Origin of the sequence: Embleya sp. NPDC005575 (assembly GCF_040605455.1) — a bacterium.
GTDB lineage: Bacteria > Actinomycetota > Actinomycetes > Streptomycetales > Streptomycetaceae > Embleya.
In genome coordinates, this window is sequence record NZ_JBEXCV010000023.1 from 1 (window position 1) to 22,683 (window position 22,683).

The window sequence follows — 22,683 nt, forward strand, 5'->3', positions numbered from 1 at the left end:
AGCACAAGGCCGCCGCAGCGGCGCAGCAGTTGGGCCGGCTGGGCGGGCAGGCCCGGGCGGCGGCGGGCGAGGCCGAACGGTTGGCGCGTGCGGTGGCCGAGGCCGAGGCGGCGCGCGCGCAGGAGGAGCTCAAGGTCGAGGAGCTCGCGGCTCGGCTGGAGGCGGCGCAGGAGTACAACGCGGCCGAGGGCGACGAGGAGCCGGACACCGCCGAGCGGGACCGGTTCGCGGGCGCCGCGAGCGCCGCGCGGCAGGCCGAGATGGAGGCCCGCCTCGCGGTGCGTACGCACGAGGAGCGGGGCCGGTCGCTGGCCGGTCGGGCCGACGCACTCGATCGGGGCGCGCGGGCCGAGCGCGAGGCGCGGGCGAGCGCGGCCCGGCGCCGGGAGCGGATGGCGGTGGAGGCGCGGATCGCGGGCGCGGTGCTCGCGGGCACCGAGGTGCTGCTGCGGTATGTCGAGGCGTCGTTGGCCCGGGCCGGGGCCGAACGCGACGCGGCGGAGGGCGCCCGGGCCGCGCACGAGGCGGAGCTGGCCCGCGAGCGCGGCCGGTCCCGCGGCTTCGCCGCCGAGCTGGAGAAGTTGACCGACTCGGTGCACCGAGACGAGATGTTGCGCGCCGAGAAGCGGCTGCGGGTCGAGCAGCTGGAGGCGAAGTCGCTGGAGGAGCACGGGATCGAGGCCGAGGGCCTGCTGGCCGAGTACGGCCCGGACCAGCCCGTCCCGCCGTCGCCGCCGGCCGAGGGCGAGGAACGCGACCCGGATTCACCACAGGCGCAGCCGCGTCCCTACGTGCGGGCCGAGCAGGAGAAGCGGCTGCGCGCGGCGGAGAAGGCACACGTGCAACTGGGCAAGGTGAACCCGCTCGCGTTGGAGGAGTTCGCAGCTCTGGAGGAGCGGCACAACTTCCTCACCGAGCAGTTGGAGGACCTGAAGAACACCCGCCGGGATCTGATGACGGTGGTCAAGGAGGTGGACGAGCGGGTCGAGCAGGTCTTCACGGCGGCCTATCACGACACCGCGCGCGAGTTCGTGGGCGTGTTCGCGCGGTTGTTCCCGGGCGGGGAGGGCCGGCTGATCCTGACCGATCCGGACGACATGCTGACCACCGGCATCGAGGTGGAGGCCCGGCCGCCGGGCAAGAAGGTCAAGCGGCTGTCGCTGCTCTCCGGCGGCGAGCGCTCGCTGACCGCGGTGGCCCTGTTGGTGGCGATCTTCAAGGCCCGGCCCAGTCCGTTCTACGTGATGGACGAGGTCGAGGCGGCGCTGGACGACATGAACCTACAGCGGCTGATCGGGATCTTCGCGGAGCTGCGGGAGAGTTCGCAGCTGATCGTGATCACCCACCAAAAGCGCACGATGGAGGTGGCCGACGCGCTGTACGGTGTCTCGATGCGCGGCGACGGGGTCACCACGGTGATCAGTCAGCGGCTGCGCCAAGAGGACCGGCGGGTCGCGTCCGAGCATGCGGAGCCGATGAGCGGGGTGGCCGCGGGCGGGTGAACCCGAGCGGCGGCCACACCCCGGTCGAGTCGAGGGTGTGACCGCCGCTGCTCGCAAGCCGGCCGTGTCATCGGGCCGGCGGCTACCGGGTCACCGGGTCGCTGTGTCACTCCGCCGGGACGTTGCGCGGCATGACCTTGTCGTTGAACAGTTGCAGGCTGGCCCAGCCCGCGTCGATCGGCAGGCCGCCGACCAGCGGGTGCAGGATCAGCGCGTCGGTCAGGCCGCCGCTCTGGCCGATCTCGACGCACTCGTCGGGGGTGAGGCAGCAGTAGATGCCCTCCTCGCGCAGCGCGTCGACCGTGGTGGCCGCGGACTCGACCACCGAGGCGATGTCCGGGGTCTGCCAGCCGGCGTACGTGGTGGCCTCGTGCAGGAAGTACTCGCCGTACTCGGCCCACGCCTTGTCCGGGTCCTCGGTGCAGAAGATCATCCGGGTCTTGACCGGCGGCAGGATCGCGAAGCCGCCCTCGAAACCTTCCTCGGCCGCGAGCTCGTAGTAGTACTGCTCCAGCTCCGGGATCGGCGCCGCGGCGTAGAACGGCAGGCGCAGGCGGACCGCGCGGCGTACGGACGCCTTGGCGGTGCCGCCGACCATGACCATCGGGTGCGGGTCGGTGAACGGCTTGGGGGTGACCCGGACGGTGGTGCCGCGGTACTCGAACGGCTCGCCGGTCCACGCCTTGAGCAGCGTCTCCAGCACCTCGTCCTGGATCTTCCCGCGCCGCTTCCAGTCCTTGCCGAGCGCCGCGTACTCCTCGGGCCGGTAGCCCAGGCCCGCGACGAGCGAGAGACGGCCGCCGCTGATGTTGTCCAGGACGGCTATGTCCTCGGCGAGCCGGATCGGGTCGTAGAGCGGGGCGAGCAGCGCGCAGACGATCACGCCGATCCGCTCGGTGGCGCCGAAGATCGCGCCTGCGGTGCTCAGCGGGGAGGGGCTCCACGCGTTGTCCGCGCCGTGGTGCTCCTCCAGGCTGATCATGTCGAACCCGTTCTTGTCCGCGAAGGCCGCCATCTCGACGGTGGCCCGGTAACGCGCGGACATGTCCTGCCGGTCGAGACCGGGGAGGACCTGGTTGAACCGCAGATTCGTGACAGCCATGGAGCGTGAACACCTTCCGGGTCGAGCCGAAGCCGTCTCGGACACGTGTCATCTGCCGGACGGTACTTGGCATGGGCAAGCTATCTGACGCAGTGTCAGGATTCAACGGTCTCCGGGTCACGGGCGGGCGGCCGGGCACGGACCCGCCGAGAGCGAGCGGTCGCGGTTCGCAGCCGGGCCGTCTGGGAGACTGGAGGTCCTATGGAGACTGTGATCCTGATCGTCGTCATTGCCCTCGTCGCCCTCGGCGCCGCCGGCTGGTTCGTGGTCGGCTCGCGCCGCAAGGGCGTGCCGCCGGCGCCGCCGCGCCCACCGGTCGAGCCGGGTGTCGGCGACGAGGCCGCCCCGCCCGTCGAAGCGCCCCGGCGCACCGTCGACACGGTCGATCTGCCGGAAACATCGGTCGTCGTGCCGACCGAGCCGGAAGTCGTCCCGCTGGAGGTCCCCGAGCCCACGGCCGGGCGGCTGGTCCGGCTGCGCGCCCGGCTGGCCCGCTCGCAGACCACGTTCGGCAAGGGTCTGCTGGCGCTGCTCGCGCGCGAGCACCTGGACGAGGACACCTGGGAGGAGATCGAGGACACCCTGCTGACCGCCGATGTCGGCGTCGCGCCCACGCAGGAGCTGGTCGACCGCCTCCGGACCCGGGTCAAGGTGCTGGGCACCCGTACTCCCGCCGAACTGCGCGCGCTGCTGCACGAAGAACTGCTCACCCTGATCGGCCCCGACCTGGACCGCACCCTCAAGACCGCCCGGCACACCGGCGGCGAGGGCGGCGACCGACCGGCAGTGGTGCTCGTGGTCGGTGTCAACGGCACCGGCAAGACCACCACGACCGGCAAGCTCGCCCGGGTGCTGGTCGCCGACGGACGCAGTGTGGTGCTGGGCGCCGCGGACACCTTCCGCGCCGCGGCCGCCGACCAGTTGCAGACGTGGGGCGAGCGGGTCGGTGCCCGCACGGTGCGCGGGCCGGAGGCGGGCGACCCGGCCAGCGTCGCGTTCGACGCGGTCAAGGAGGGCATCGCCGAGGGTGTGGACACGGTGCTCGTGGACACCGCCGGCCGACTGCACACCAAGACCGGCCTGATGGACGAGTTGGGCAAGGTCAAGCGGGTGGTGGAGAAGCACGGCCCGGTGGACGAGGTGCTGCTCGTGCTCGATGCCACCACCGGTCAGAACGGCCTGGTCCAGGCCCGGGTGTTCGCCGAGGTGGTGGACATCACCGGCATCGTGCTGACCAAGCTCGACGGCACCGCCAAGGGCGGCATCGTGGTTTCGGTACAGCGCGATCTGGGCGTGCCGGTCAAGCTGATCGGCCTCGGCGAGGGGCCGGACGACCTGGCGCCGTTCGAGCCGTCCGCGTTCGTGGACGCGCTGATCGGGGACTGACGGATCGCTCTCGAACGCCGGGCGGGCCGAGACGGCCCGTCCGGCGTTTTTCCGCGCTCGTCGTGGCCGGCTCAGGAGGCCAGCCACAGTCCTCGGTCGGTCGAGGAGGCGCCCCTGCGGTGACACGCGTAGGCAAGGGTGCCCAGGAGCAGGCGGGCCTCCGGGAGCGCCGGGTCGCCGCCCTCGGGCCGGCGGATCCACTCCACCGGGCCGAGCATGCCCATCGGCGACGGCGGCGCGAACACGTAGTCGCCCTCGCCGTGGCAGCGCAGGTCCAGCTCGGCGTCGTCCCAGCCCATTTGATAGAGCAGATGGGGCAGTTCGGCCGCCGCGCCGGGTGCGACCAGGAACGCGACCCGCCCGGTCGGCGTGGCCAGGACCGGGCCCAGTGGGGTGCCCATCCGCTCCAGCCGGACCAGGGCCCGGGTGCCCGCCTGGCGCGGCACGCTGATCGCGTCGAATACCCGACCGGTGGGCACCACGATCGTGCTGTCCGGCCATTGTGACCACAGGTAACGCACCGCGGCCGGCGACGCGGTGGCCCGCTCCGACCAGCGCGGGTCCGCCGGGTGCATGCCCGGCGCCGCACACGTGACGCGCCCGCACGAGCAGTGGATGCCGCGTCCGTCGCGTACCAGATGCGCGCCCTGGGCCACCGGCCAGCCGCGTTCCTCCGCGAACTCGGCCACCGCCTGCCACAGTGCGGCCCGCGTTCGCCGGCGCGATCCGAGCATGATGTCCATGTCCTCCCCAACGGCACTCATTACTTTTGGTTACGCTGTGACCGCAGTGAGTCATCTCGACGGCCGCGGGGTTCGCGCGATAAGAACGGGACCGGCAGCCGTCGTCGGCACCGTGTCGGCGATCAGTCAAACGCGGCCTCCCCCGTAGCGCGTCGCGGGCGCGTGGGGTGGCGAAGCCTGGCGTTTGCCGCATCGACAGACGCCTGTGGGCGAGTCGGAATACGTTCGGCGAACGGGCCTGCGCGTACGGTTCCCATCGGGGCCCGACGCCTGACCGGCCGGACCGCTGAGGGCATGGGGGCGATGCGGTGGCGACGACGCGAGCGCGGGACGGCGGCTCCGCGGACGAGCACGAGCCGGACGGCGGGCGGCAGCCCAACGACCGGCTCTCCGCGTGGTTCGCCCGCAGTGGATGGTCGAAGGGCGAGTTGGCCCGTCAGGTGAACCGGCATGCGCGGGCGATGTCGGCTCCGCACGTCAGCACCGACACCTCCCGGGTGCGCCGCTGGCTGGACGGCGAGCAGCCGCGCGAACCGATACCGCAGATCCTGGCCGAGCTGTTCACCCGACGGTTCGGTCGCGTGGTCGGCATCGACGAACTGGGCCTGCGCGAGCCGGACGAGCCGCACGGCGACTTCGGTGTGGACCTGCCCTGGACGTTCGAGACGGTGGTCGAGATCCTCGGCGAGTACACCCGCGGTGATCTGCTGCTCGGCCGGCAGGAGTTCGTTGGTCCGTCGCTGCGCCTGGCGGCGGGTCGCGACCTGGTCGAGCCGCTCCAGCGCTGGGCGGCGCCACTGCCCGCGACGCCGGCTCTGCTGCCCGCGCCGATCGCGCCCGGGATCGGCACCGGATTCGGCGCCGGCTTCGGGGGCCGCCGGCCGCGGCTGCCGGCGTCCGCCACCGGGCACCTGCACGAGTCGGTCCGGCTGTTCCGGCGCTGGGACATGCAGGGCGGCGGCGGGCTACGGCGCAAGGCGGTGATCGGTCAACTCAACGCGCTGACCGATCTGTTGCGCGACGAGCACCCGCCCGTCGTGCGCGCCCGGCTGCTCGGTCTGACCGCCGAACTCGCGCTGCTCGCCGGATGGATGTCCTACGACACCGGCCTGCAACCGGGTGCGCAGAAGTACATGGTGCTCGCACTGCACGCGGCGAAGGAGTGCGACGACGCGCCGTTCGGGGCCAACGTGCTCGGGGTGATGTCTCGGCAGATGATCCACTACGAGTTGGCCGAGGACGCGCTGGAGTTGATCCACCTGGCCCAGTACGGCAGCCGGGATACCGGCGGGTCCGGGCTCCAGGCGATGCTGTACGCGCTGGAGGGGCGCGCGTACGCCGCGCTGGGCGACGCGGATCGATGTCGGCGGGCACTGGGACTGGCCGAACAGGCGCTGGCGGACAGCCGGCCGCAGGCCGAGCCGGATTGGATCCGCTACTTCAATCGGGCCGAACTACTGTCCGAGAGCGGCCACGCGTATCGCGATCTCGCCTACACCCGACCGGTGTTCGTGGCCCCGGCGAAGGAGCGGCTGAGCGAGGCGGTACGGCTGTTGTCGGGCACCGGCGAGTTCGTGCGCAGCCTCGCGCTCGCGCACGTGGGGCTGGCCACGGTGTTCCTGATCGAGCACGACCCGGCCCGTGCGGTCGAGCAGGCCGCGGCGGCCCTGGAGATCGCCTTCCGGGTGCGCTCGGAGCGGCTGATCGTGCGACTGCGGCGCACCGTCGAGGCACTGGCCGGGCGTTTCCCGGCCGATCAGGCGGTGCGTCGACTGGCCGCCCGGGTGGCCCGCGAGCTGCCCGAGGCGCCGTTCCCGACCGCGTGACTCGCGTCGGCCCCCGCCCGCGCGTGACGGGCGGGGGCCGAACGGCGCCTGCGGCGGGCTACTTCAGCCCGATCCGGTCCATGAAGAAGACGCCGGTGTTGTACTGCACGACGCCGGTGATCTTCTTGTTGAACAGGACCCCGATCGAGGACTCGGCGTACGTCCACACCGGCAGATCGGTGACCATCGCCTTCTGCAGGTCCGAATAGGCCTTCTTACGGGCCGCCGGGTCGGTCGCGGTGCGGCCGGCCACCAGCGCGCCGTCCACCGCCGGGTTGTTCCAGCCGATGAAGTTGGTCGGGCTCTTGGAGAACCAGTTGTTGAAGGTCAGCGGCTCGGGGTCGACCAGCCACTGCTGGAAGAGCATCGCCTGGAAGTCGCGGCGCAGCGCGTACTTCTCGATGTACGCGCCGATCTCCAGCGGCTCCAGCTTCATCGAGACGTTCTTGTACTCGGCCAGCTGGGTCTGCATCCACTCGGCGACCTTGACCGAGGACGGGTTCTGCGGCAGGAGGTAGCTGAACTCGACCTTCTTGCCCTCCCGTTCCAGGTCGTCGAAGAGCTGCTTGGCCTTGGCCTTGTCGGGGGCCGCCTGCACGTTCGCCGGGTCGAAGAACGGCGACTTCTGGGCGAAGTAACCCTTCGCGGGCACGTAGCCGTTGGACAGCGTCTTGGGGATCCCGGCCGGGTCCAGGGCGAGGGTGATCGCCTGGCGCGCCCGCAGGTCGTCGAACGGCGGCTTGCTCATGTTGAACTGGATCATCTGGCCGCCGTCGACCGAGCGCTGGACGACGCCGATCTCCTTCTCCGCCTGCGCGATGGTGGCGTTGTCGGAGCTCAGGAAGACGTCCGCGCCACCGCTGTTGACGGTGTTGTACTGCTGCTTGACGTCCGGCACGTTCTTGATCGTCAGCTTGTCCAGCTTGGGCAGGCCCTTGTCCTTCTGCCAGTAGTTCTCGTTCTTGACGTAGACCTGCTGGCTGCCGCGGGTCCAGCTCTCCAGCTTGAACGGGCCGGCGCCCACCGGCTTGTTGCGGTATTCGTCCGGACCCTTGGCCAGCGAGGCGGGCGAGGCGATGTAGGTCAGGTCGATGGCGATCGCGCGGTCCAGTTGGGCGTTCGGCATGCCCAGCGGGGTGACCTCCAGCGTGGTCGGGTCGACCACCTTGCTGGTCAGCCCGGCGGCTATCTGGCGGTGCTGGGACTGGGTCTCCGCCTTGGCGTGCATGTCCCAGTTGACCTTGACCGCTTCCGCGTCGAGCGGTGTGCCGTCGGAGAACTTGACCCCGGGGCGAAGCTTGAGCTGCCAGGTCTTGCCGCTGTCCGCGGTGGTCAGGCTCTCACCCAGGTGCGCCTTGACCGCGTTGTCCGCGGCGTCGATGTAGAACAGCGGGTCGTACAGCGCGGCCAGCCGCGGCTCGTCTGCCACCGCGACGGACGCGGCCTTGAACGGGTCGAGCGAGGCGGAGTCCTGTACGGCCAGCATGGTCATGCTGCCGCCGGCCTTGGCCTCGCCCTGGACGGTCGACTGTTTGCCGCCCGTGGATCCGGAGTCGTCCGAACCGCCACACGCGGTGGCGGTGATGCCGAGAACCACCATCATCGAAACGAGGGTCGTGCGACGTGCGGTCGTGCGTCGTGCAGACAACGTTCTTGCCACCTCCGCCGGGGAACAACACAAGTGGTACCGGGAGCCATGAGCGTGGAGCGGGAACAGCCGTATCGGTACTGCGTGCGGCACACCGTAGGACCACTCGGCGCAACTTGCACGTCCTGTAAGCCGATCTGTTACATCGTTACAGACGGTTGTCGAATCGTGTCGGGTCGCCCGCGCCCCCGGCTGTCGCGAGCCGGCCGGGAAGCCCGTCCGCACTTGGCGAACGAGCTTCCCGAGCACGGATGGTGACGGTGCGTCGGATCAGCCGGGGATGATCCGGGCGCGGTGCCGGACTACTTCAGGCCGACCCGGTCCATCAGCATGCCGCCGTCCTGGACGCCGACGACACCCACGGCCCGCGGGCCGGAGATGATGTTGGTGACCGCCTCCTGGTAGGCGAGCATCGGCAGATCCTTGACGAGTGCCTTCTGCAGGTCCGCGTACGCGGCCTTGCGCGCCGCCTCGTCGGTGGTGGAGCGGCCCTTGATCAGCGCCGCGTCCGCCTCCTGGCTCTTGTAGCCGGTGAAGTTCAACGGGGTCTGCGAGAACAGGCTGTTGAACAGCACCGGTTCCGGGTCGCTGGACCAGATCTGGTACAGCGCGGCGGTGTAGTTCTTCTGCACCGTCAGCCTCAGGTAGTAGCTGGCGACCTCGGCCTTGTCGAGCTTGACCTCGACGTTCTTGAACGCGTTGAGCGCGGTCATGGTGTACTCGGAGGTCGCGTTGGAGGTCGGGTTCTCCGGGACCAGGTAGTTGAACTTGACCGGCTTGCCCTCGGTCGCGAGCTCGTCGAAGAGCTTCTGCGCCTCGTCCTTGTTCGGGCTCGGCTGCATGGCGGTGGGGTCGGTGAAGGTCTTGCCGCTGTGGAAGATGCTCTTGGCCGGGGTCGCCGTGCCCGCGTACATCTTCTGGTTCAGGTCGGCCGGGTCGAGCGCGAGCGCCACCGCACGGCGGGCGCGCGGGTCGTCGAACGGCGCCGTCGAGGTGTTGAAGACGATCATCTGGCCGCCGTCGAGGGTGAACGGGGTGACGCCCAGACCCCCTTCCTGTGCGGCCTTGGTCTTTTGCGGGTCGATCGTGAAGGTGATGTCGGCGCCGCCGGCCTTGATCGTGTCGACCTGCTGCTTGACGTCGTTGACCACCTTGATGGTCAGCGTGTCCAGGTACGGCTTGTCCGCGCCCTGCCAGTAGTTCGGGTTCTTCTCGAACACCATCTGGCTGTCCCGGTTCCAGGTCTTGAGCACGAACGGACCCGCACCGACCGGCTTTTCACCCTTCGGGTCGATCGCGTACTGCTTGGGCGACTCGATGTAGGACAGCTCGGTGGCCACCGTGCGGTCGAAGTTCGCGTTCAGCATCGGCAGGGTGATCTTGAGCGTCAGCGGGTCGACCACCTCCAGCCCGAGACCGCTCGCGGCCGGGCGGTGCTGGCTGAGCACCTCCGGCTTGGCGTGCATCTCCCAGTTGAACTTGACCGCGGCGGCGTCCAGTGCGGTGCCGTCGCTGAACTTGACGTTCGGCTTGACCTTGAGCGTCCAGACCTTGCCGCCGTCGTCGCTCTTGAGACTCTCGCCGATCTGCGGCAGGACCTTGTTCTGCGTGTTGTCCACGTAGAACAGCGCGTCGTAGACCGCGAGCATGCGGTTGAGGTCGGTGACCGCCGCGTAGGACGCGTTGAACGGCGTCATGCTGCGTGCGTCGGACACCGTCAGAAGGGTCAGATTGCCACCCTTCTTGGCGCCCGCCGACGCGTTCGGATCGGCCTTGCCGCCGGCAGCGTCGTCCCCGCCGCCACACGCGGCGAGGATCAGCGCCAGAGCCGATACGCCGGCGACGGCCGCCGCGCGCTTTCGTGCGTTGTTGCCGAGGTGCTTGCTCATGTGACTCCTCCGTTGTCACAAGGCACACACCGGTCCCCGTTCGGACCGGGTGTGATGGTGCGGTGGTGCACGGCCGGGGGGCGTGCGCGGCACAACGATCTCGGCGCCGCGCACGCCACCCGGCCGGGTCTGTGGGGGTCAGCCGCTCATCAGCGCCGCCCGATGGCGTCGAAGTGGATCAGACCGTCGTTGTAGAGCTGGATCCCGACCAGATCGGACCGGTGCACGGTGCCGATCACCGCCGACGAGTAGACCCAGAACGGCAGATCGCGGTTGACCTGGTTCTGCAGCCGGGTGTAAGCGTCGCGCCGCGAGCCGGCATCGGTGGAGCGCCGACCGTCCTCCAGGGCGGTGTCCACGATGTCGTTCGCGTAGCCGGTGATGTTGCTCAAACCGGCCTTGCTGTACAGGAATTGGTAGATCGTCGGCTCCACGTCGTCGGCCCACAGCTGACAGACGGTGGCGTCGAAGTCGTTGCCCGCCAGTCGGGTCACCAGCGAGGCCATGTCGGTGACCTCGACGATCACCGACACGCCCGGATAACCCTCCAGGGTCTGCCGGATGTAGTCGGCGGTGGCGCGCATCTTGGCGCTGTCCGGCACCAGATAGCGGAAGACGAACGGTTTCTTCCCGTTGTTGGTGACCTGCGCGAACAGCGCGCGAGCCTCCTCGGGCCGGTTCTCCGGCGCGGCCAGGTTGACGTTCGCCAGCGGGGACGCGCTGTCGAAGATGCCGCGCGCCGATTCGGCCCGACCGCCGTAGAAGCGCCGACTGATCTCGGCGCTGCTGAGCGCCAGTGCGGTCGCCCGGCGAGCGTTCGGATCCTGGAACGGTCCCTTGCGCACGTTGAAGGCGACCATCAACCCGCCGTTGAGCCGGGCGTCCTCGGCGACCAGCCCCTCCGCGCGGGCCTGCGCGATGCTCTGCGGGTCCGTACTCAGAGTGAGGTCGGCCCGCTTGGCCTGGATCGCCTTGTTGCCGCCCTCCACGTCCTTGTCCACCCGGAAGACCACCTCGTCGAGGTAGGGCCGATTCCGTTGCCAGTACAAGGGGTTGCGCTCCAGCCGGACCTCCTTGCCCGGTTCCCAGCTCTTCACCTTGAACGGGCCCGCGCCGACCGGGGCGTGCTTGAGCTCGAAGCGCCCCTCGGGCGTGGCGACCAGGCGTCGGGGTGCCACGAAGGAGAGGTTGCGCGCGATGATGTGGTCGAAGTTGGCGTTGGAGGAGGGGAGTTCGATGCGCAGCTGGAGCGGGCCGAGCTCGGTCAGCTGCACGCCGCGCAGCGGACCGCCGACCAGCGATCGCACCGTGGGGTCGCGATGCGCCTCCCAGTTGGCCTTGACCGTGCCGGCGTCGAGCGGGCTCCCGTCGCTGAAGCGCACGTCGGGGCGCAGGGTCAGGGTCCAGATCCGCGCACTCTGGTCGGAGACCAACGACTCGGCCAGCTTGGGGCGTACCCCACCGGTGCTCGGATCGGTCCAGACCAGGACGTCGTACAGGGCGGACAACCGGTTCGAGTCGGCCACGCTGGAGTAGGACGCGGTGAACGGATCGAGCCCACGCTCCTCGCCGGGCATCAGGATCGTCACCGAACCGCCGTGCTCGGGCTCACCGGTCGAGCCGCCCGAGTCGGAGGAGCCCAGGCCGCAGCCGGCCGTTGCCAGCACGGTGGCTGCGGCGAGCGCGAGCGCGAGGGAGAGTCGGCGGCGCACGCCGCGACACGGTGGTCGTCGTAGAGGTGTCTTCGGGTGCGGTACCACTGCCGGCCTACCTACCTATCACTGTGGGGTTCGAACGTGCCTCGTGCGTCTGTGCAGTCGTGCAGTCGTTCCGGAAGTGCGGTAGCGCTGTGGTGCGGTGGCTCGCGCGAGTCGCGCGGCGGACCCGAATGCGTTCGCTCGCCGGCCCCGGGTACGGCGGGGTGTCCCGCCCGGGATCACGGACCCCGGGCGGGACGAGTCGATCGACTAGCCGGTCGTGCCGATCCGGTCCCACAGGACGACGCCGTCGTTGACCAGTTGGATGCCGGTGATCCTGGGGTTGTAGACCGCGGCGGTGACCGCTTCCTGGTAGACCCAGAACGGCATGTCCTTGTTCACCTGCAGCTGTACACGCGTGTACGCGTCACGTCGCTGGGCGGGATCGGTCGTCCTGCGCGCGTCCTCGAGCGCGGTGTCGACCGTCGCGTTCTCGTAACTGCTGTTGTTCGGCATGCTCCTGCTGTGCAGGAGATCGTAGATGCCCGGCTCCGGGTCGTCGATCCATTGCTGGCCGAGAGCCGCCGCCCATTCGGTGGTGCCGCTTCGGACGGTTCGGATATAGGTCGCGATGTCGACGACCTTGACCTCCATCTGGACGCCCGGGTAGCTGTTGAGTACCTGCTTCATGTACTCCGCGACCCGGATCGAGGCGGGGGCCTGGGGAACCCAGTAGGTGAACTTGAGCGGCTTGGTGCCGCCCGCCGTCACGTCGTCGAAGAGCTCCTTGGCCCGCTTGGGATCGTTCTCCGACGCCGCGAGCTGGATGTTGGCCACCGGGGACGAGGCGGCGAAGATGCCCTTGGCGGGGGTGCCCTTGCCGCCGAAGAACTTCTGGTTGATGTCGATTCCGTTGAACGCGTAGACGAATGCCCGACGCGCTCGCAGGTCCTTGAACGGCGCGACGTTCAAGTTGAACACGACCATCTGGCCGCCGTTGAGGCCGATGCGCGTCACGCCCAGCTTCTTTTCCTCGGCCTGCGCCACGGCGAGCGGGTCCACCGCGACGGTGAGGTCGGTCTTGCCGTCGTCGACCGCGCCGACCGAGTGGTTGACGTCGGTGTCCACCGTGATGGTCAGGTTGTCCAGATGCGGCAGACCCTTGTCCAACTGCCAGTAGTCGGGGTTGCGGGTGTAGGTCTGCTTGACCCCGCGCTCCCACTTCACCAGCTTGTACGGGCCGGCGCCGACCGGCTTGTCGCCGATCCCGGCGGGGCCGGCCCGCAGCGCCGTGGGTGAGGCGATGTAGGAGAGGTTGCGGGTCACCAGGTGGTCGAAGTTCGCGTTCTCGCTGACCAGTTTGATGTCCAGGGTGAGCGGGTCGACGACGTTGAGCGAGAGGATGACGCTCGCCGCGCCCCGCTGGAAGGAACCGACCTTGGGGTCCTTGTGGCGATCCCAGTTGAACCGGACGGCCTCGGCGTCGAACACCGTGCCGTCGCTGAATTTCACGTTCGGGCGGATCTTGAGTCGCCACGTGTCGGCTTTGGGGCCGTTGACCGCCAGCGATTCGGCGATCTGCGGGCGAATGCTGCCGGTGCTGGGATCCGTCCACACCAGCGAGTCGTAGAGCGCCGACATGCGACTGCCGTCGGCGACGTTGACATACGACGTGGAGAAGGGGTCCAGGCTGGTGGCGTCGCCCGGGAGGCTCATCGTGAGCGAGCCGCCCTGCTTGGGCGTACCCGCGGCGGACGGCTTGGTCTCGTCGTCGTTCCCGCAACCGGCGAGGACGGTGGCCAGTGCGGTCGCGACGACCAGTACGGCTATTCGGCGCCGGGGACGGGGGTGGCGCGTGGATCGAAGGGACAACAGGGAAGTACGAGTCACTGCAGGGCCAACCTTCACCTGACGGACCGTCCGGGCGTCTGTGGCCGGGCGGCGGACGTGCTTGGTGCCGGGGACGTCGGCCGACTCGGGGGGAGAGGGCGACGGCGCCCCGGGTGGAGCATGGTGGTGCGTCCTTACGGCTGTGCTGTCGTGCGGTGGTGCGGTGGTGCGTGTTGCTTGACTTTCTGCGACCCCTGGGCGAGACACGTGAAGGCCGGGAATCACCAAGGTGACTCCCGGCCTCCACGAACCGACTGGTAAGGGTGCCGTCTCTTTCTACTGCCTTCCGGCGATCTGGTCCATCAAGATCGGGTCACTGTTGTACTTCTGATGACCAGTCAGCCCTTTTTGCCGATGCGATCGAAGAGGAAGATGCCGTCGTTGGACAGTTGCACACCGGTCACCCCGGAGTGGAACACGCCCGCCACGACCGCCTCCTGGTACACCCACAGCGGCATGTCCCGGTCCAGCTGGAGCTGGAGCTGGGTGTAGGCGGCCCGACGCCGGGCCGGGTCGGTGGTATTGCGGGCGTCGTCGAGCGCCCTGTCCACCACGTCCTCGCCGTAGAAGCAGCAGTTGCTCGGGCTGCCCTTGTGCAGGTACTGATACACCACCGGCTCGGGGTCGTCGGCCAACAGCTGGCTGACCTTGACGTCGAACGCCTCGGCCAGGTTGGAGCGCTTGACGAACTCGGACAGGTCGGCGGTCTCCACGTCGACCCCGACTCCGGGATACTTCTCCAGCGTTTCCTTCATGTACCGGCCGAGCTCGTCGATCGCGCCGCTCTTGGGCGCGAAGAACTTGAGCCGCATCGGCTTGGCGCCGTTGTCGGTCACCTTGGCGAACAGCTCCGCGGCCTGCTTCGGCTTGTTCTCCGGTGCGGAGAGCTGCGGGTTGGCCAACGCGGTGGCCTGGTTGAAGATGCCGCGTGCGGGGGTGCCCGCGCCGCCGAACACACGCCTGTTGATCTCTTCGCTGCTCAGCGCCAGCACGATCGCGCGTCGCACCTCGGGGTTGGCGGTGGGGCCGCCGGACGTGTCGAAACTGAGCAACTGGCCGCCGGAGAGCGCGAGCGACTCGATGCCGATGCCCGCGTCGCGCGCGGCCTTGAAGGTGAACGCGTCGCTGACGTTGGCGACGTCCGCCTTGCCCTTCCTGACCTTGTCGACCGCCGCGCTGCCACTGGACTCGGAGCGGAAGGTGATGCTGTCCAGGTACGGCTTGGCCGGGCCCTGCCAGTAGTTCGGGTTCTTCACCAGGGTCAGGTGGTCGCCCTTGACCCAGTCGCCCTGACGCAGCATGAACGGACCCGCGCCGACCGGGTGTTCGGCCAGCTTGTCGACGCCCTCGGCGATCGCCTTGGGCGAGGCGATGAAGGAAAGGCTGCGCGCGACCAGACGGTCGAAGTTGCCGTTCGGCTTGTCCAGGATGATCCGCAGCTCCAGCGCGTCGGCGCCGATCTGGCTCTTCATGCCCACCGTCGCGTCCCGCTGCCGCGACTTGGTGGTGGGCACCGCGTGCGTGTCCCAGTTGATCTTGACCGCCGCGGCATCGAAGACCGTGCCGTCGGTGAACTTGAGGTTGGGCCGGAGCCGCAGGCTCCAGATCTTGTTGCCGCTGCCCTCGACCGGGCCCAGGCTCTCGGCCAACTGCGGCTGCACGGAGCCGGTGACGGGGTTCGTCCAGACCAGGCTGTCGTACAGGGCCGCCATCCGGTTTCCGTCCGCCTGTGCGGCGTAGGAGGGCAGGAAGGGGTCGAGGCTGCGAGCCTCGGAGGTGGCCAGGATGTCCAGCGAGCCGCCGGCGCGGGGGGTGCCCACCGCGCTGGGGGCCTCAGCGGACTCGGAGCCGCAGCCGGCCGCGGCCAGCAGACCGATCGCCGCGATGACGGCGGCGGTGCGACGGCGTGCCCGAAGGGCGAAAGGTCGTGCGTGTGCCACAGAAAACGTCCTCAAGCATGGAGCAGGCCGGCCGATGGCCGGATGCCGCGCGATGAGCGCGGTCAGCGCCGTGAGGCTACAACTCGACACGTGTCGCATCGTCGACGGGATGCCCGATTCGACCCCGTCCGGCCGACCCGGACACGTGCGTGTACGCACAGCGACGCGGTACGGCCGGGGTCGGCCGTACCGCGTCGGGTGTCGGCGGTCAGTCTCGCTCGGCGGCCTCGGGCTTCGCGGGCTCGGCCTTCGACTCGGCCTTCGACTCGGGCTCGGGCTCGGCCGCGTCCTTCGGCTCAGCCTCGGCCTCAGACTCCGGCTCGGCCGCGTCCTTCGGCTCAGCCTCGGCCTCGGCGACGGGCTTCGGCTCAGTCTCGGCCCCGGCCTTCGGTTCAGGCTCGGACTTGGCCTCGGGCTCGGCCTTCGGCTCGGGCTCGGCCTTCGGCTCGGGCTCGACCTCCGCCTTCGGCTCGGGCTCGACCTCCGCCTTCGCCTCCGCCTCGACCTCCGCCTCCGCCTCGACCTCCGCCTCGACCTCCGCCTCCGCCTCGACCTCCGCCTCCGCCTCGACCTCCGCCTTCGGCTCGGCCGTCGGCGCCGGCTCGGCCTCGACGGCGGGAGCGGTCTGCGCGAACACCGCGGCCTCGCCCACCAGCGGGAAGTGGCACGCGACCCGGTGACCCGGCGCGATCTCGCGCAGGGTCGGCACATGCGCCGCGCACTCGTCGCGCGCGATGGGGCAGCGGGTGCGGAACCGGCAGCCGCTGGGCGGGTTCATCGGCGAGGGGATCTCGCCCTTGAGTGAGGGCCCGGTTGGCGCCGCCGCAGGGTCGGGCGCGGGCACCGCGTCGAGCAGGGCGCGCGTGTAGGGGTGCGCGGGCGTGTCGTAGATCGCCGCGGTGTCGCCGGTCTCGGCGATGGTGCCCAGATACATGACGGCGACGTCGTCGCTGATGTTGCGCACCACCGCGAGGTCGTGCGCGACGAAGATCATCGACACGCCGGTGCGCGTCTTCATCTCGTCGAGCAGGTCCAGCACCTGCGCCTGCACCGACACGTCCAGAGACGCCACCGGCTCGTCGCAGATCAGCAGGTCGGGGTCGACCACCATGGCCCGGGCGATGGCGATCCGCTGACACTGGCCGCCGGAGAACTGGTGCGGACGCCGGTCGGAGACCAACTCCGGGTCCAGGCCCACTTGGCGCAGCACCGCCTCCACGCGCGGGCGGATCTCCTCGGCCGGCATGCCGGAGATGACGAGCCCCTCGGCGACGATGTCGAAGATCTTCCGGCGCGGGTTCAGCGCCGAGATGGGGTCCTGGAACACCATCTGGATCCGCCGACGCATCGTGCGCAGACCGGCCTTGGGCAGGGTGGTCAGTTCCTGACCGTCGAACCGGACCGAGCCCTCGGACGGCTTGGTCAACTGCAGGATGGCCCGGGCCAACGTGGACTTGCCGCAACCGGACTCGCCGACCAGGCCCAGCGTGCGGCCGCGCCCGAGCTCGAAGCTCACACCCGCGACCGCGTTCATCATCCCGCCGGGCACCCGGAAGCGCTGGACCAGGTCGGTGACCGTGAGCAGCGGGTCGGTGCCCGTCGAGGTCTCGGCGGCGGGCTTTTCGTCCAGGGCGAGCGCGCCCGGCGTGGTGCCGTCGGCGGTCATGCGGAGGCCTCCTTCATCAGGGACGGCTGCCCGCTCTCGACACCCTCGACGGCGGCGACGTCCTCGCCGACGGGGTGATGGCAGGCGAACCGATGGGCGCCGAGCTCGTTGCCGAGCTCGGGTCGCTCCTCGCGACACAGGTCGTCCGCCGCCGTGCAGCGGGCCGCGAACGCGCAGCCGGACTTGAGCGTGACCAGGTCCGGCGGTGCGCCCGGGATCGCCCGCGGGCGCTGGTCGCGGGGCACGTCCAGGCGCGGCACGGCACCCAGCAGGGCCTCGGTGTAGCGGTGCCGGCGGTGCGCGAACAGGTCGGCGGTGGGCGAGTGTTCGACCATTCGACCGGCGTACATCACGGCGATCTGGTCGGTCCGCCCGGCCACCACGCCCAGGTCGTGGCTGACCAGGATCATGCCCATGCCGCGTTCGGCCTGGATCTCCTGGAGCAGGTCGAGGATCTGCCGCTGCACGGTCACGTCCAGCGCGGTGGTGGCCTCGTCCGCGATCAGCACGTCGGGGTCGCACGCGAGCGCCATCGCGATGGTCACCCGCTGGCGCATGCCGCCGGAGAGCTGGTGCGGGTACTGCCGGGCGCGCTTGACCGGCTCGGGGATGCCGACCAGCGTGAGCAGTTCGATCGCGCGCTCGCCGGCCTCCTTCTTGCCCAGGCCCAGGTGCAGCCGCATCGACTCGGTGAGTTGCCGGTCGATCCGCAACACGGGGTTGAGCGAGGTCATCGGGTCCTGGAAGACCATCGCGATCCGGTTGCCCCAGATCTTGCGGGCCTCCTTGCGCGGTACGCCGACCAGTTCGCGCCCGTCCAGGCGCACGCTGCCGTGGATGTTGGCGATCGAGGGGCAGATGCCCATCAGCGAGCGCACGAGCATCGACTTGCCCGAGCCGGACTCGCCGACCAGGCCGAGCGTCTCGCCGCGTTCGATGCTGAAGGAGACCCCGTCCACCGCCTTGAGCAGCCCGCGCGGGGTGTCCAGGTGCACCCGCAGGTCGGTGGCCCGCAGCAGTGGTTCGTCCGGCGTGGGCGAGCCGGTCGTCTTCGGCTCCGCCATGGTCACCACGCCACCTTCGCGCCGCGCGGCTGTTGGATCCCGTCCATGTGTGCGGTCCCGTCTGTGTGAGGGGGTCGAAGAACGAGGCCGACGGCGGTCCTGTGGGAGGCAGGACCGCCGTCGATCCCTCGGCTACAGCTTGGTGTCGCGGACGTCGAACTTGGCACGCAGCCGGTCGCCGATGACGTTGAGTGAGAAGACCGTCAGGAACAGCACCCCACAGGGCACGAACACCTGGGACGGATACAGCGCGAGGTCGTCCTTGGCGGCGTTGATCATGCCGCCCCAACTGGGCATCGGCGGCGGGATGCTCAAGCCGAGGAAGGACAGCGAGCCCTCGGCGACGATCAGCACCGCCATCACGATCACCGAGTACGACATCACCGCCGGGAACGTGTTGGGCAACAGTTCCTTGAAGATGATCCGACCCGGACCCGCGCCCATCGCCTTGGCCACCGTGACGTACTCGCGGTTGGACTGGGCGATCGCACTCGCCTTGGTCAGCCGGGTGAAGCCGGGAATGGTCAACACGGCGAGACCGGCGGTGATGCTGGTCTGCGACGGCTCGTACACCGAGGACAGCGCGAGCAGCAGGATCAGCGGCGGGAAGGCGAGCAGCGCGTCGGAGAAGAGGTCGATGATCATCTCGGTGACGCCGCGGAAGTAGGCCGCGACCAGGCCGAGCAGGCCGCCGATCACGACGCCGACCACGACCGACACCACCGCGACGATCATCGACACGCGCGCGCCGAAGGCGAGCCGGGTCAGGTGGCTGCGGCCGAGGCCGTCGGTGCCGAGGAACTCCGGCCAGGCCGCGAAGGGCTTCTGCTTCGCGTCGCCGAACGCCTTGCCGTACTCGTGCGGGAAGACGCCGGGGGCGATCAGGCTCAGCAGCGCGCCCAGCAGCACGATGCTCATCCACGCGATGGCGAACCAGAGCAGGATGCTGGGCCGCTTGCGGGCCTTGCCGCTCTTTGCCCGTTTGATCTGCGAGGGACGCAGCCCGGTGGGTTCGGCGGCCCCCAGGGCCGGCTCGGGCGCGGTTTCGAGTGTGCTCATCGGGCCCTCACTCTCGGGTCGATGAGGGAGTAGCCGATGTCCACGAGCGTGTTCAACAGCACGTAGATGAGCGCGATCACCACGACCGTGCCCTGTACGACGGGGATGTCCTTGCCGTTGATCGCCTGGTACATGCCCTGCCCCAACCCGGGGATGGCGAAGTAGGACTCGACGATCACGGTGCCGCCGATCAATCGGCCCAGGGTCAGGCCGGAGACGGTCAGCAGCGAGAAGGACGAGGGTCGCAGCGCGTGCCGAAAGAGCACGTACGGCGTGGACAGGCCCTTCGACCGCGCGGTCAGGATGAAGTCCTCCTGGAGCGTGGCGAGCATGTCGCTGCGCAACAGGCGCTGGAACTGGGGGATCTCCGCGAGGGTCAGGGCCAGTGCGGGCAGGAACGCGAACTCGATGTTCTTGGCGAAGTCGACCGAGATGTACTCCCAGCCCGTCGGCTTGAACGCGAGCATCATCTTCGGGTTCGCGAAGAAGTAGACGAGGATGAACACGCTGACGAAGGTGGGGATCGACAGCAGGCCCGAGGAGATGCCGCCGATCACGCGGTCGACGCGGCCGCCCGCCTTCGCGGCCGTCCACACGCCCAGCGGCACGGCCACGATCAGGGCCATGAGGAGGGCGAAGACGGCGAGTTCCAAAGTCACCGGGAAACGCTCGGTGATGCCGTCCATGACGGGGGTTCGAGTCTTCAGCGACTCCCCGAGGTCGCCGGTGAGCGCGTGGCCCACCCAGGTCACGTATCGGACGGGCAGCGACTTGTCGTACCCGAACTCGTGCTCCAGGTCCTTGAGGTCCTGGGGCGTGGAGCCGGGGCCGAGCATCTGGGCGACCGGTGAGCCGTCCACCAGGTCGGGCAGGGCCGTGGTCGCGAACGTGACCAGGAACAGCACCGGAATCAGGGCCAGCAACTTGCGACCGAGCAGGCGCAACACGACGGTGTCACCCCCTCTCGCTGGTCTGGTCGGTTGACGAGGTCTGTTGACGTGCCGTGCGGTGGTGCGTGGTGCGTGGTGCGTGGTGCGTCGTGCGCTCGCGCGAAACCGCCGAATCCCGACCAGAGCCGATCACCTGTGGTGACACGTGCCTTGACGGGTCGTCAGTTAAGCGCGGTGATTAATTACGGCAGTGGGCGCGATCAATGTCAATGGATTCAACGCAACCGTTAGCGGGTCGAAAACGTCCGACGCGCACCGGAGCGGCGGCCTCCGACGGCACGTGTCGACCTGCGGGAATAAGGTGCGGAGGCCAACTAACTGACGGTGCGTCAGATGTCGTCGACGGGCTGTGCGTGGGTCACCCGCCGCTCACCTGCGAGACACCCGACACCCGCCGCGCGCGTGACCCGCGTCCCTCCGCCGCAGGTCCCGGGACCGGCGCGATCCGGCCGGCCGTGGGCGTGAGCGGACGTTCATCCGCCGGAAACACATGTGCGGCAAGCGTCACGTCGGCGAAACACGTCGCGCCACGGCGTGAAACCTCACGCCCCGAAGCTCCTTTCCATGAGCTCCCGGAGGTCGGCCGGGGCCACGGAGAAGAGAGGCAGAGTATGGACACGGGTAACACCGCATTCGTACTCCTGAGCGCCGCACTGGTCATGCTCATGACGCCCGGGCTGGCGTTCTTCTACGGCGGCATGGTCCGCGTGAAGAGCGTCCTCAACATGCTGATGATGAGCTTCATCTGCCTGGCTGTCGTGACGGTGCTGTGGGTGCTCTACGGGTTTTCGATGACGTTCAGCACCGACGCCTTCGGCGGCCTGGTGGGGAACCTCGACTGGTACGGCATGCGCGACATCGGGGTCGCGGAGTTGTGGGACGGCTACACGATTCCGGTGACGGTGTTCGCGGCCTTCCAGCTGATGTTCGCGATCATCACCCCGGCGCTGATCAGCGGCGCCGTCGCGGACCGCACCAAGTTCACCGCCTGGGCCGTGTTCGTGGCGTTCTGGGTCACCCTGGTCTACTTCCCCATCGCGCACTGGGTCTGGGCCGCGGACGGCTGGTTGTTCAAGAAGGGCGTGATCGACTTCGCCGGCGGTACGGCGGTGCACATCAACGCCGGTATCGCGGCGCTGGCCCTGGTCCTGGTGATCGGCAAGCGGGTCGGCTTCAAGCGTGACCCGATGCGCCCGCACAACCTGCCGTTGGTGATGATCGGCGCCGGCCTGCTGTGGTTCGGCTGGTTCGGCTTCAACGCCGGTTCCTGGCTCGCCGCGGACGGCGTCACCGGCCGGGCCCTGATCAACACCCAGATCGCCACCGCCGCGGCCATGCTCGGCTGGCTGTTCCTGGAGAAGATCCGGGACGGACACCTGACCACCCTGGGCGCCGCGTCCGGCGCGGTGGCCGGCCTGGTCGCGATCACCCCCGCGTGTGGTGCGCTCAGCCCGCTCGGCTCGATCGCCCTGGGCCTGGTCGCCGGCGCGGTGTGCGCCTGGGCGGTCGGCCTGAAGTACAAGCTCGGCTACGACGACTCGCTCGACGTGGTCGGTGTGCACCTGGTCGGCGGCATCATCGGTTCGCTCGCCCCCGGCTTCCTGGCCACCGGGCACGTCCAGAGCGACGCCAAGGGCCTGTTCTACGGTGGGGGCTTCGACCAGCTGGGCAAGCAGCTGATCGGTGTCGGTGCCGTCCTGGCCTACTCCTTCGTCGTCACGTTCATCCTGGGCACGGTCATTCACAAGACCATCGGCTTCCGGGTGTCCGAGGACGACGAGGTGGCCGGCATCGACCAGGTCGAGCACGCCGAGACCGGGTACGACTTCGCCACACTCGGCGGTTCCACCCGATCGCCGGCGGGCATCGGCACCTCTACGGGCGCGGGCGCCGCGGCGTCCGCCGACACGAAGGTGGATGCGTGAAGCTCATCACGGCGGTGATCAAGCCGCACCGGCTCGACGACGTGAAGAACGCCCTCCAGGCGTTCGGCGTCCACGGCCTCACCGTGACCGAGGCGAGCGGCTACGGCCGGCAGCGCGGCCACACCGAGGTCTACCGGGGCGCCGAGTACCAGGTCGACCTCGTGCCGAAGTTGCGCATCGAGGTCGTCGCGGACGACGAGGACGCGGAGGAACTGCTCGACGTCCTGGTCAAGGCCGCGCGCACCGGCAAGATCGGCGACGGCAAGGCGTGGATCGTCCCGGTGGACAGCGTGGTCCGGGTGCGCACCGGCGAGCGCGGCCCGGAAGCCCTGTAGCACCCCCGATGGTCGGTCCCGCCCCGAAGGCAGTCTTCGGGAACGGGTCCGGCCATCGGCC

15 protein-coding genes and 1 pseudogene are annotated in these 22,683 nt (G+C 69.5%); 5 read left to right on the forward strand and 11 right to left on the reverse strand.

Features of this window, described 5'->3' with window-relative positions; genetic code table 11:
• Window positions 1–1,502 (forward strand): annotated as a pseudogene (locus ABZS54_RS10765) (chromosome segregation protein SMC); the annotation flags it as partial.
• A gap of 106 nt (window positions 1,503–1,608) precedes the next feature.
• Here ABZS54_RS10765 and ABZS54_RS10770 read toward each other — a convergent pair.
• Window positions 1,609–2,604: an LLM class flavin-dependent oxidoreductase gene (locus ABZS54_RS10770; protein ID WP_355533298.1), complete on the reverse strand. Its 996-nt coding sequence runs from the start codon at window positions 2,602–2,604 to the stop codon at window positions 1,609–1,611.
• Between the two features lie 201 nt (window positions 2,605–2,805).
• Here ABZS54_RS10770 and ftsY point away from each other — a divergent pair, with 201 nt between their 5' ends.
• The gene (ftsY, locus tag ABZS54_RS10775; RefSeq protein WP_355533301.1) at window positions 2,806–3,990 is read left to right on the forward strand and encodes a signal recognition particle-docking protein FtsY; all 1,185 of its coding nucleotides are present in this window, start codon (window positions 2,806–2,808) and stop codon (window positions 3,988–3,990) included.
• Between the two features lie 71 nt (window positions 3,991–4,061).
• On the opposite strand, the gene ABZS54_RS10780 is transcribed toward ftsY, so the two are convergent.
• Window positions 4,062–4,754 carry a bifunctional DNA primase/polymerase gene (locus tag ABZS54_RS10780; protein ID WP_355533304.1) on the reverse strand — a complete coding sequence of 231 codons (693 nt, stop codon included), beginning with the start codon at window positions 4,752–4,754 and terminating at the stop codon, window positions 4,062–4,064.
• Between the two features lie 287 nt (window positions 4,755–5,041).
• On the opposite strand from ABZS54_RS10780, the gene ABZS54_RS10785 reads away from it, so the two are divergent.
• Window positions 5,042–6,559, forward strand: coding sequence for a hypothetical protein (locus ABZS54_RS10785; protein WP_355533307.1), 1,518 nt, complete (start codon window positions 5,042–5,044; stop codon window positions 6,557–6,559).
• A 58-nt stretch (window positions 6,560–6,617) separates the two neighbouring features.
• Here ABZS54_RS10785 and ABZS54_RS10790 read toward each other — a convergent pair whose 3' ends face one another.
• The 9 genes from ABZS54_RS10790 to ABZS54_RS10830 form a co-directional block, all read right to left on the reverse strand.
• On the reverse strand, window positions 6,618–8,162 hold the full coding sequence (locus ABZS54_RS10790; protein WP_355533310.1) for an ABC transporter substrate-binding protein: 1,545 nt from the start codon (window positions 8,160–8,162) through the stop codon (window positions 6,618–6,620).
• A gap of 347 nt (window positions 8,163–8,509) precedes the next feature.
• The gene (locus ABZS54_RS10795; protein WP_355533313.1) at window positions 8,510–10,096 is read right to left on the reverse strand and encodes an ABC transporter substrate-binding protein; all 1,587 of its coding nucleotides are present in this window, start codon (window positions 10,094–10,096) and stop codon (window positions 8,510–8,512) included.
• A gap of 149 nt (window positions 10,097–10,245) precedes the next feature.
• Window positions 10,246–11,808, reverse strand: coding sequence for an ABC transporter substrate-binding protein (locus ABZS54_RS10800; RefSeq protein ID WP_355533316.1), 1,563 nt, complete (start codon window positions 11,806–11,808; stop codon window positions 10,246–10,248).
• Window positions 11,809–12,063: 255 nt separating this feature from the next.
• Window positions 12,064–13,683: an ABC transporter substrate-binding protein gene (locus ABZS54_RS10805; protein ID WP_355533319.1), complete on the reverse strand. Its 1,620-nt coding sequence runs from the start codon at window positions 13,681–13,683 to the stop codon at window positions 12,064–12,066.
• A 338-nt stretch (window positions 13,684–14,021) separates the two neighbouring features.
• Complete coding sequence (locus ABZS54_RS10810; protein ID WP_355533322.1) at window positions 14,022–15,623, reverse strand: ABC transporter substrate-binding protein; 1,602 nt, start codon at window positions 15,621–15,623, stop codon at window positions 14,022–14,024.
• 208 nt (window positions 15,624–15,831) lie between these two features.
• A complete protein-coding gene (locus ABZS54_RS10815) occupies window positions 15,832–17,289 on the reverse strand; it encodes an oligopeptide/dipeptide ABC transporter ATP-binding protein (RefSeq protein WP_355533325.1) in 1,458 nt (485 codons plus the stop codon).
• Window positions 17,286–18,353 (reverse strand): ABC transporter ATP-binding protein, encoded by a 1,068-nt coding sequence (locus ABZS54_RS10820; RefSeq protein WP_355533458.1) that lies wholly within the window; start codon window positions 18,351–18,353, stop codon window positions 17,286–17,288. Before ABZS54_RS10820 ends, ABZS54_RS10815 begins: the two co-directional genes overlap by 4 nt.
• A gap of 132 nt (window positions 18,354–18,485) precedes the next feature.
• The gene (locus ABZS54_RS10825) at window positions 18,486–19,412 is read right to left on the reverse strand and encodes an ABC transporter permease (RefSeq protein WP_355533328.1); all 927 of its coding nucleotides are present in this window, start codon (window positions 19,410–19,412) and stop codon (window positions 18,486–18,488) included.
• On the reverse strand, window positions 19,409–20,359 hold the full coding sequence (locus ABZS54_RS10830) for an ABC transporter permease (protein WP_355533331.1): 951 nt from the start codon (window positions 20,357–20,359) through the stop codon (window positions 19,409–19,411). The genes ABZS54_RS10825 and ABZS54_RS10830 overlap by 4 nt, the downstream gene beginning before the upstream one ends.
• A 614-nt stretch (window positions 20,360–20,973) precedes the next feature.
• Between ABZS54_RS10830 and ABZS54_RS10835 the strand changes: the two genes are divergently transcribed.
• Together ABZS54_RS10835 and ABZS54_RS10840 are read left to right on the forward strand one after the other, a co-directional pair.
• Window positions 20,974–22,287 carry an ammonium transporter gene (locus tag ABZS54_RS10835; RefSeq protein ID WP_355533334.1) on the forward strand — a complete coding sequence of 438 codons (1,314 nt, stop codon included), beginning with the start codon at window positions 20,974–20,976 and terminating at the stop codon, window positions 22,285–22,287.
• The gene (locus ABZS54_RS10840) at window positions 22,284–22,622 is read left to right on the forward strand and encodes a P-II family nitrogen regulator (RefSeq protein ID WP_355533337.1); all 339 of its coding nucleotides are present in this window, start codon (window positions 22,284–22,286) and stop codon (window positions 22,620–22,622) included. The genes ABZS54_RS10835 and ABZS54_RS10840 overlap by 4 nt, the downstream gene beginning before the upstream one ends.
• The last annotated feature ends 61 nt before the right edge of the window (window positions 22,623–22,683 follow it).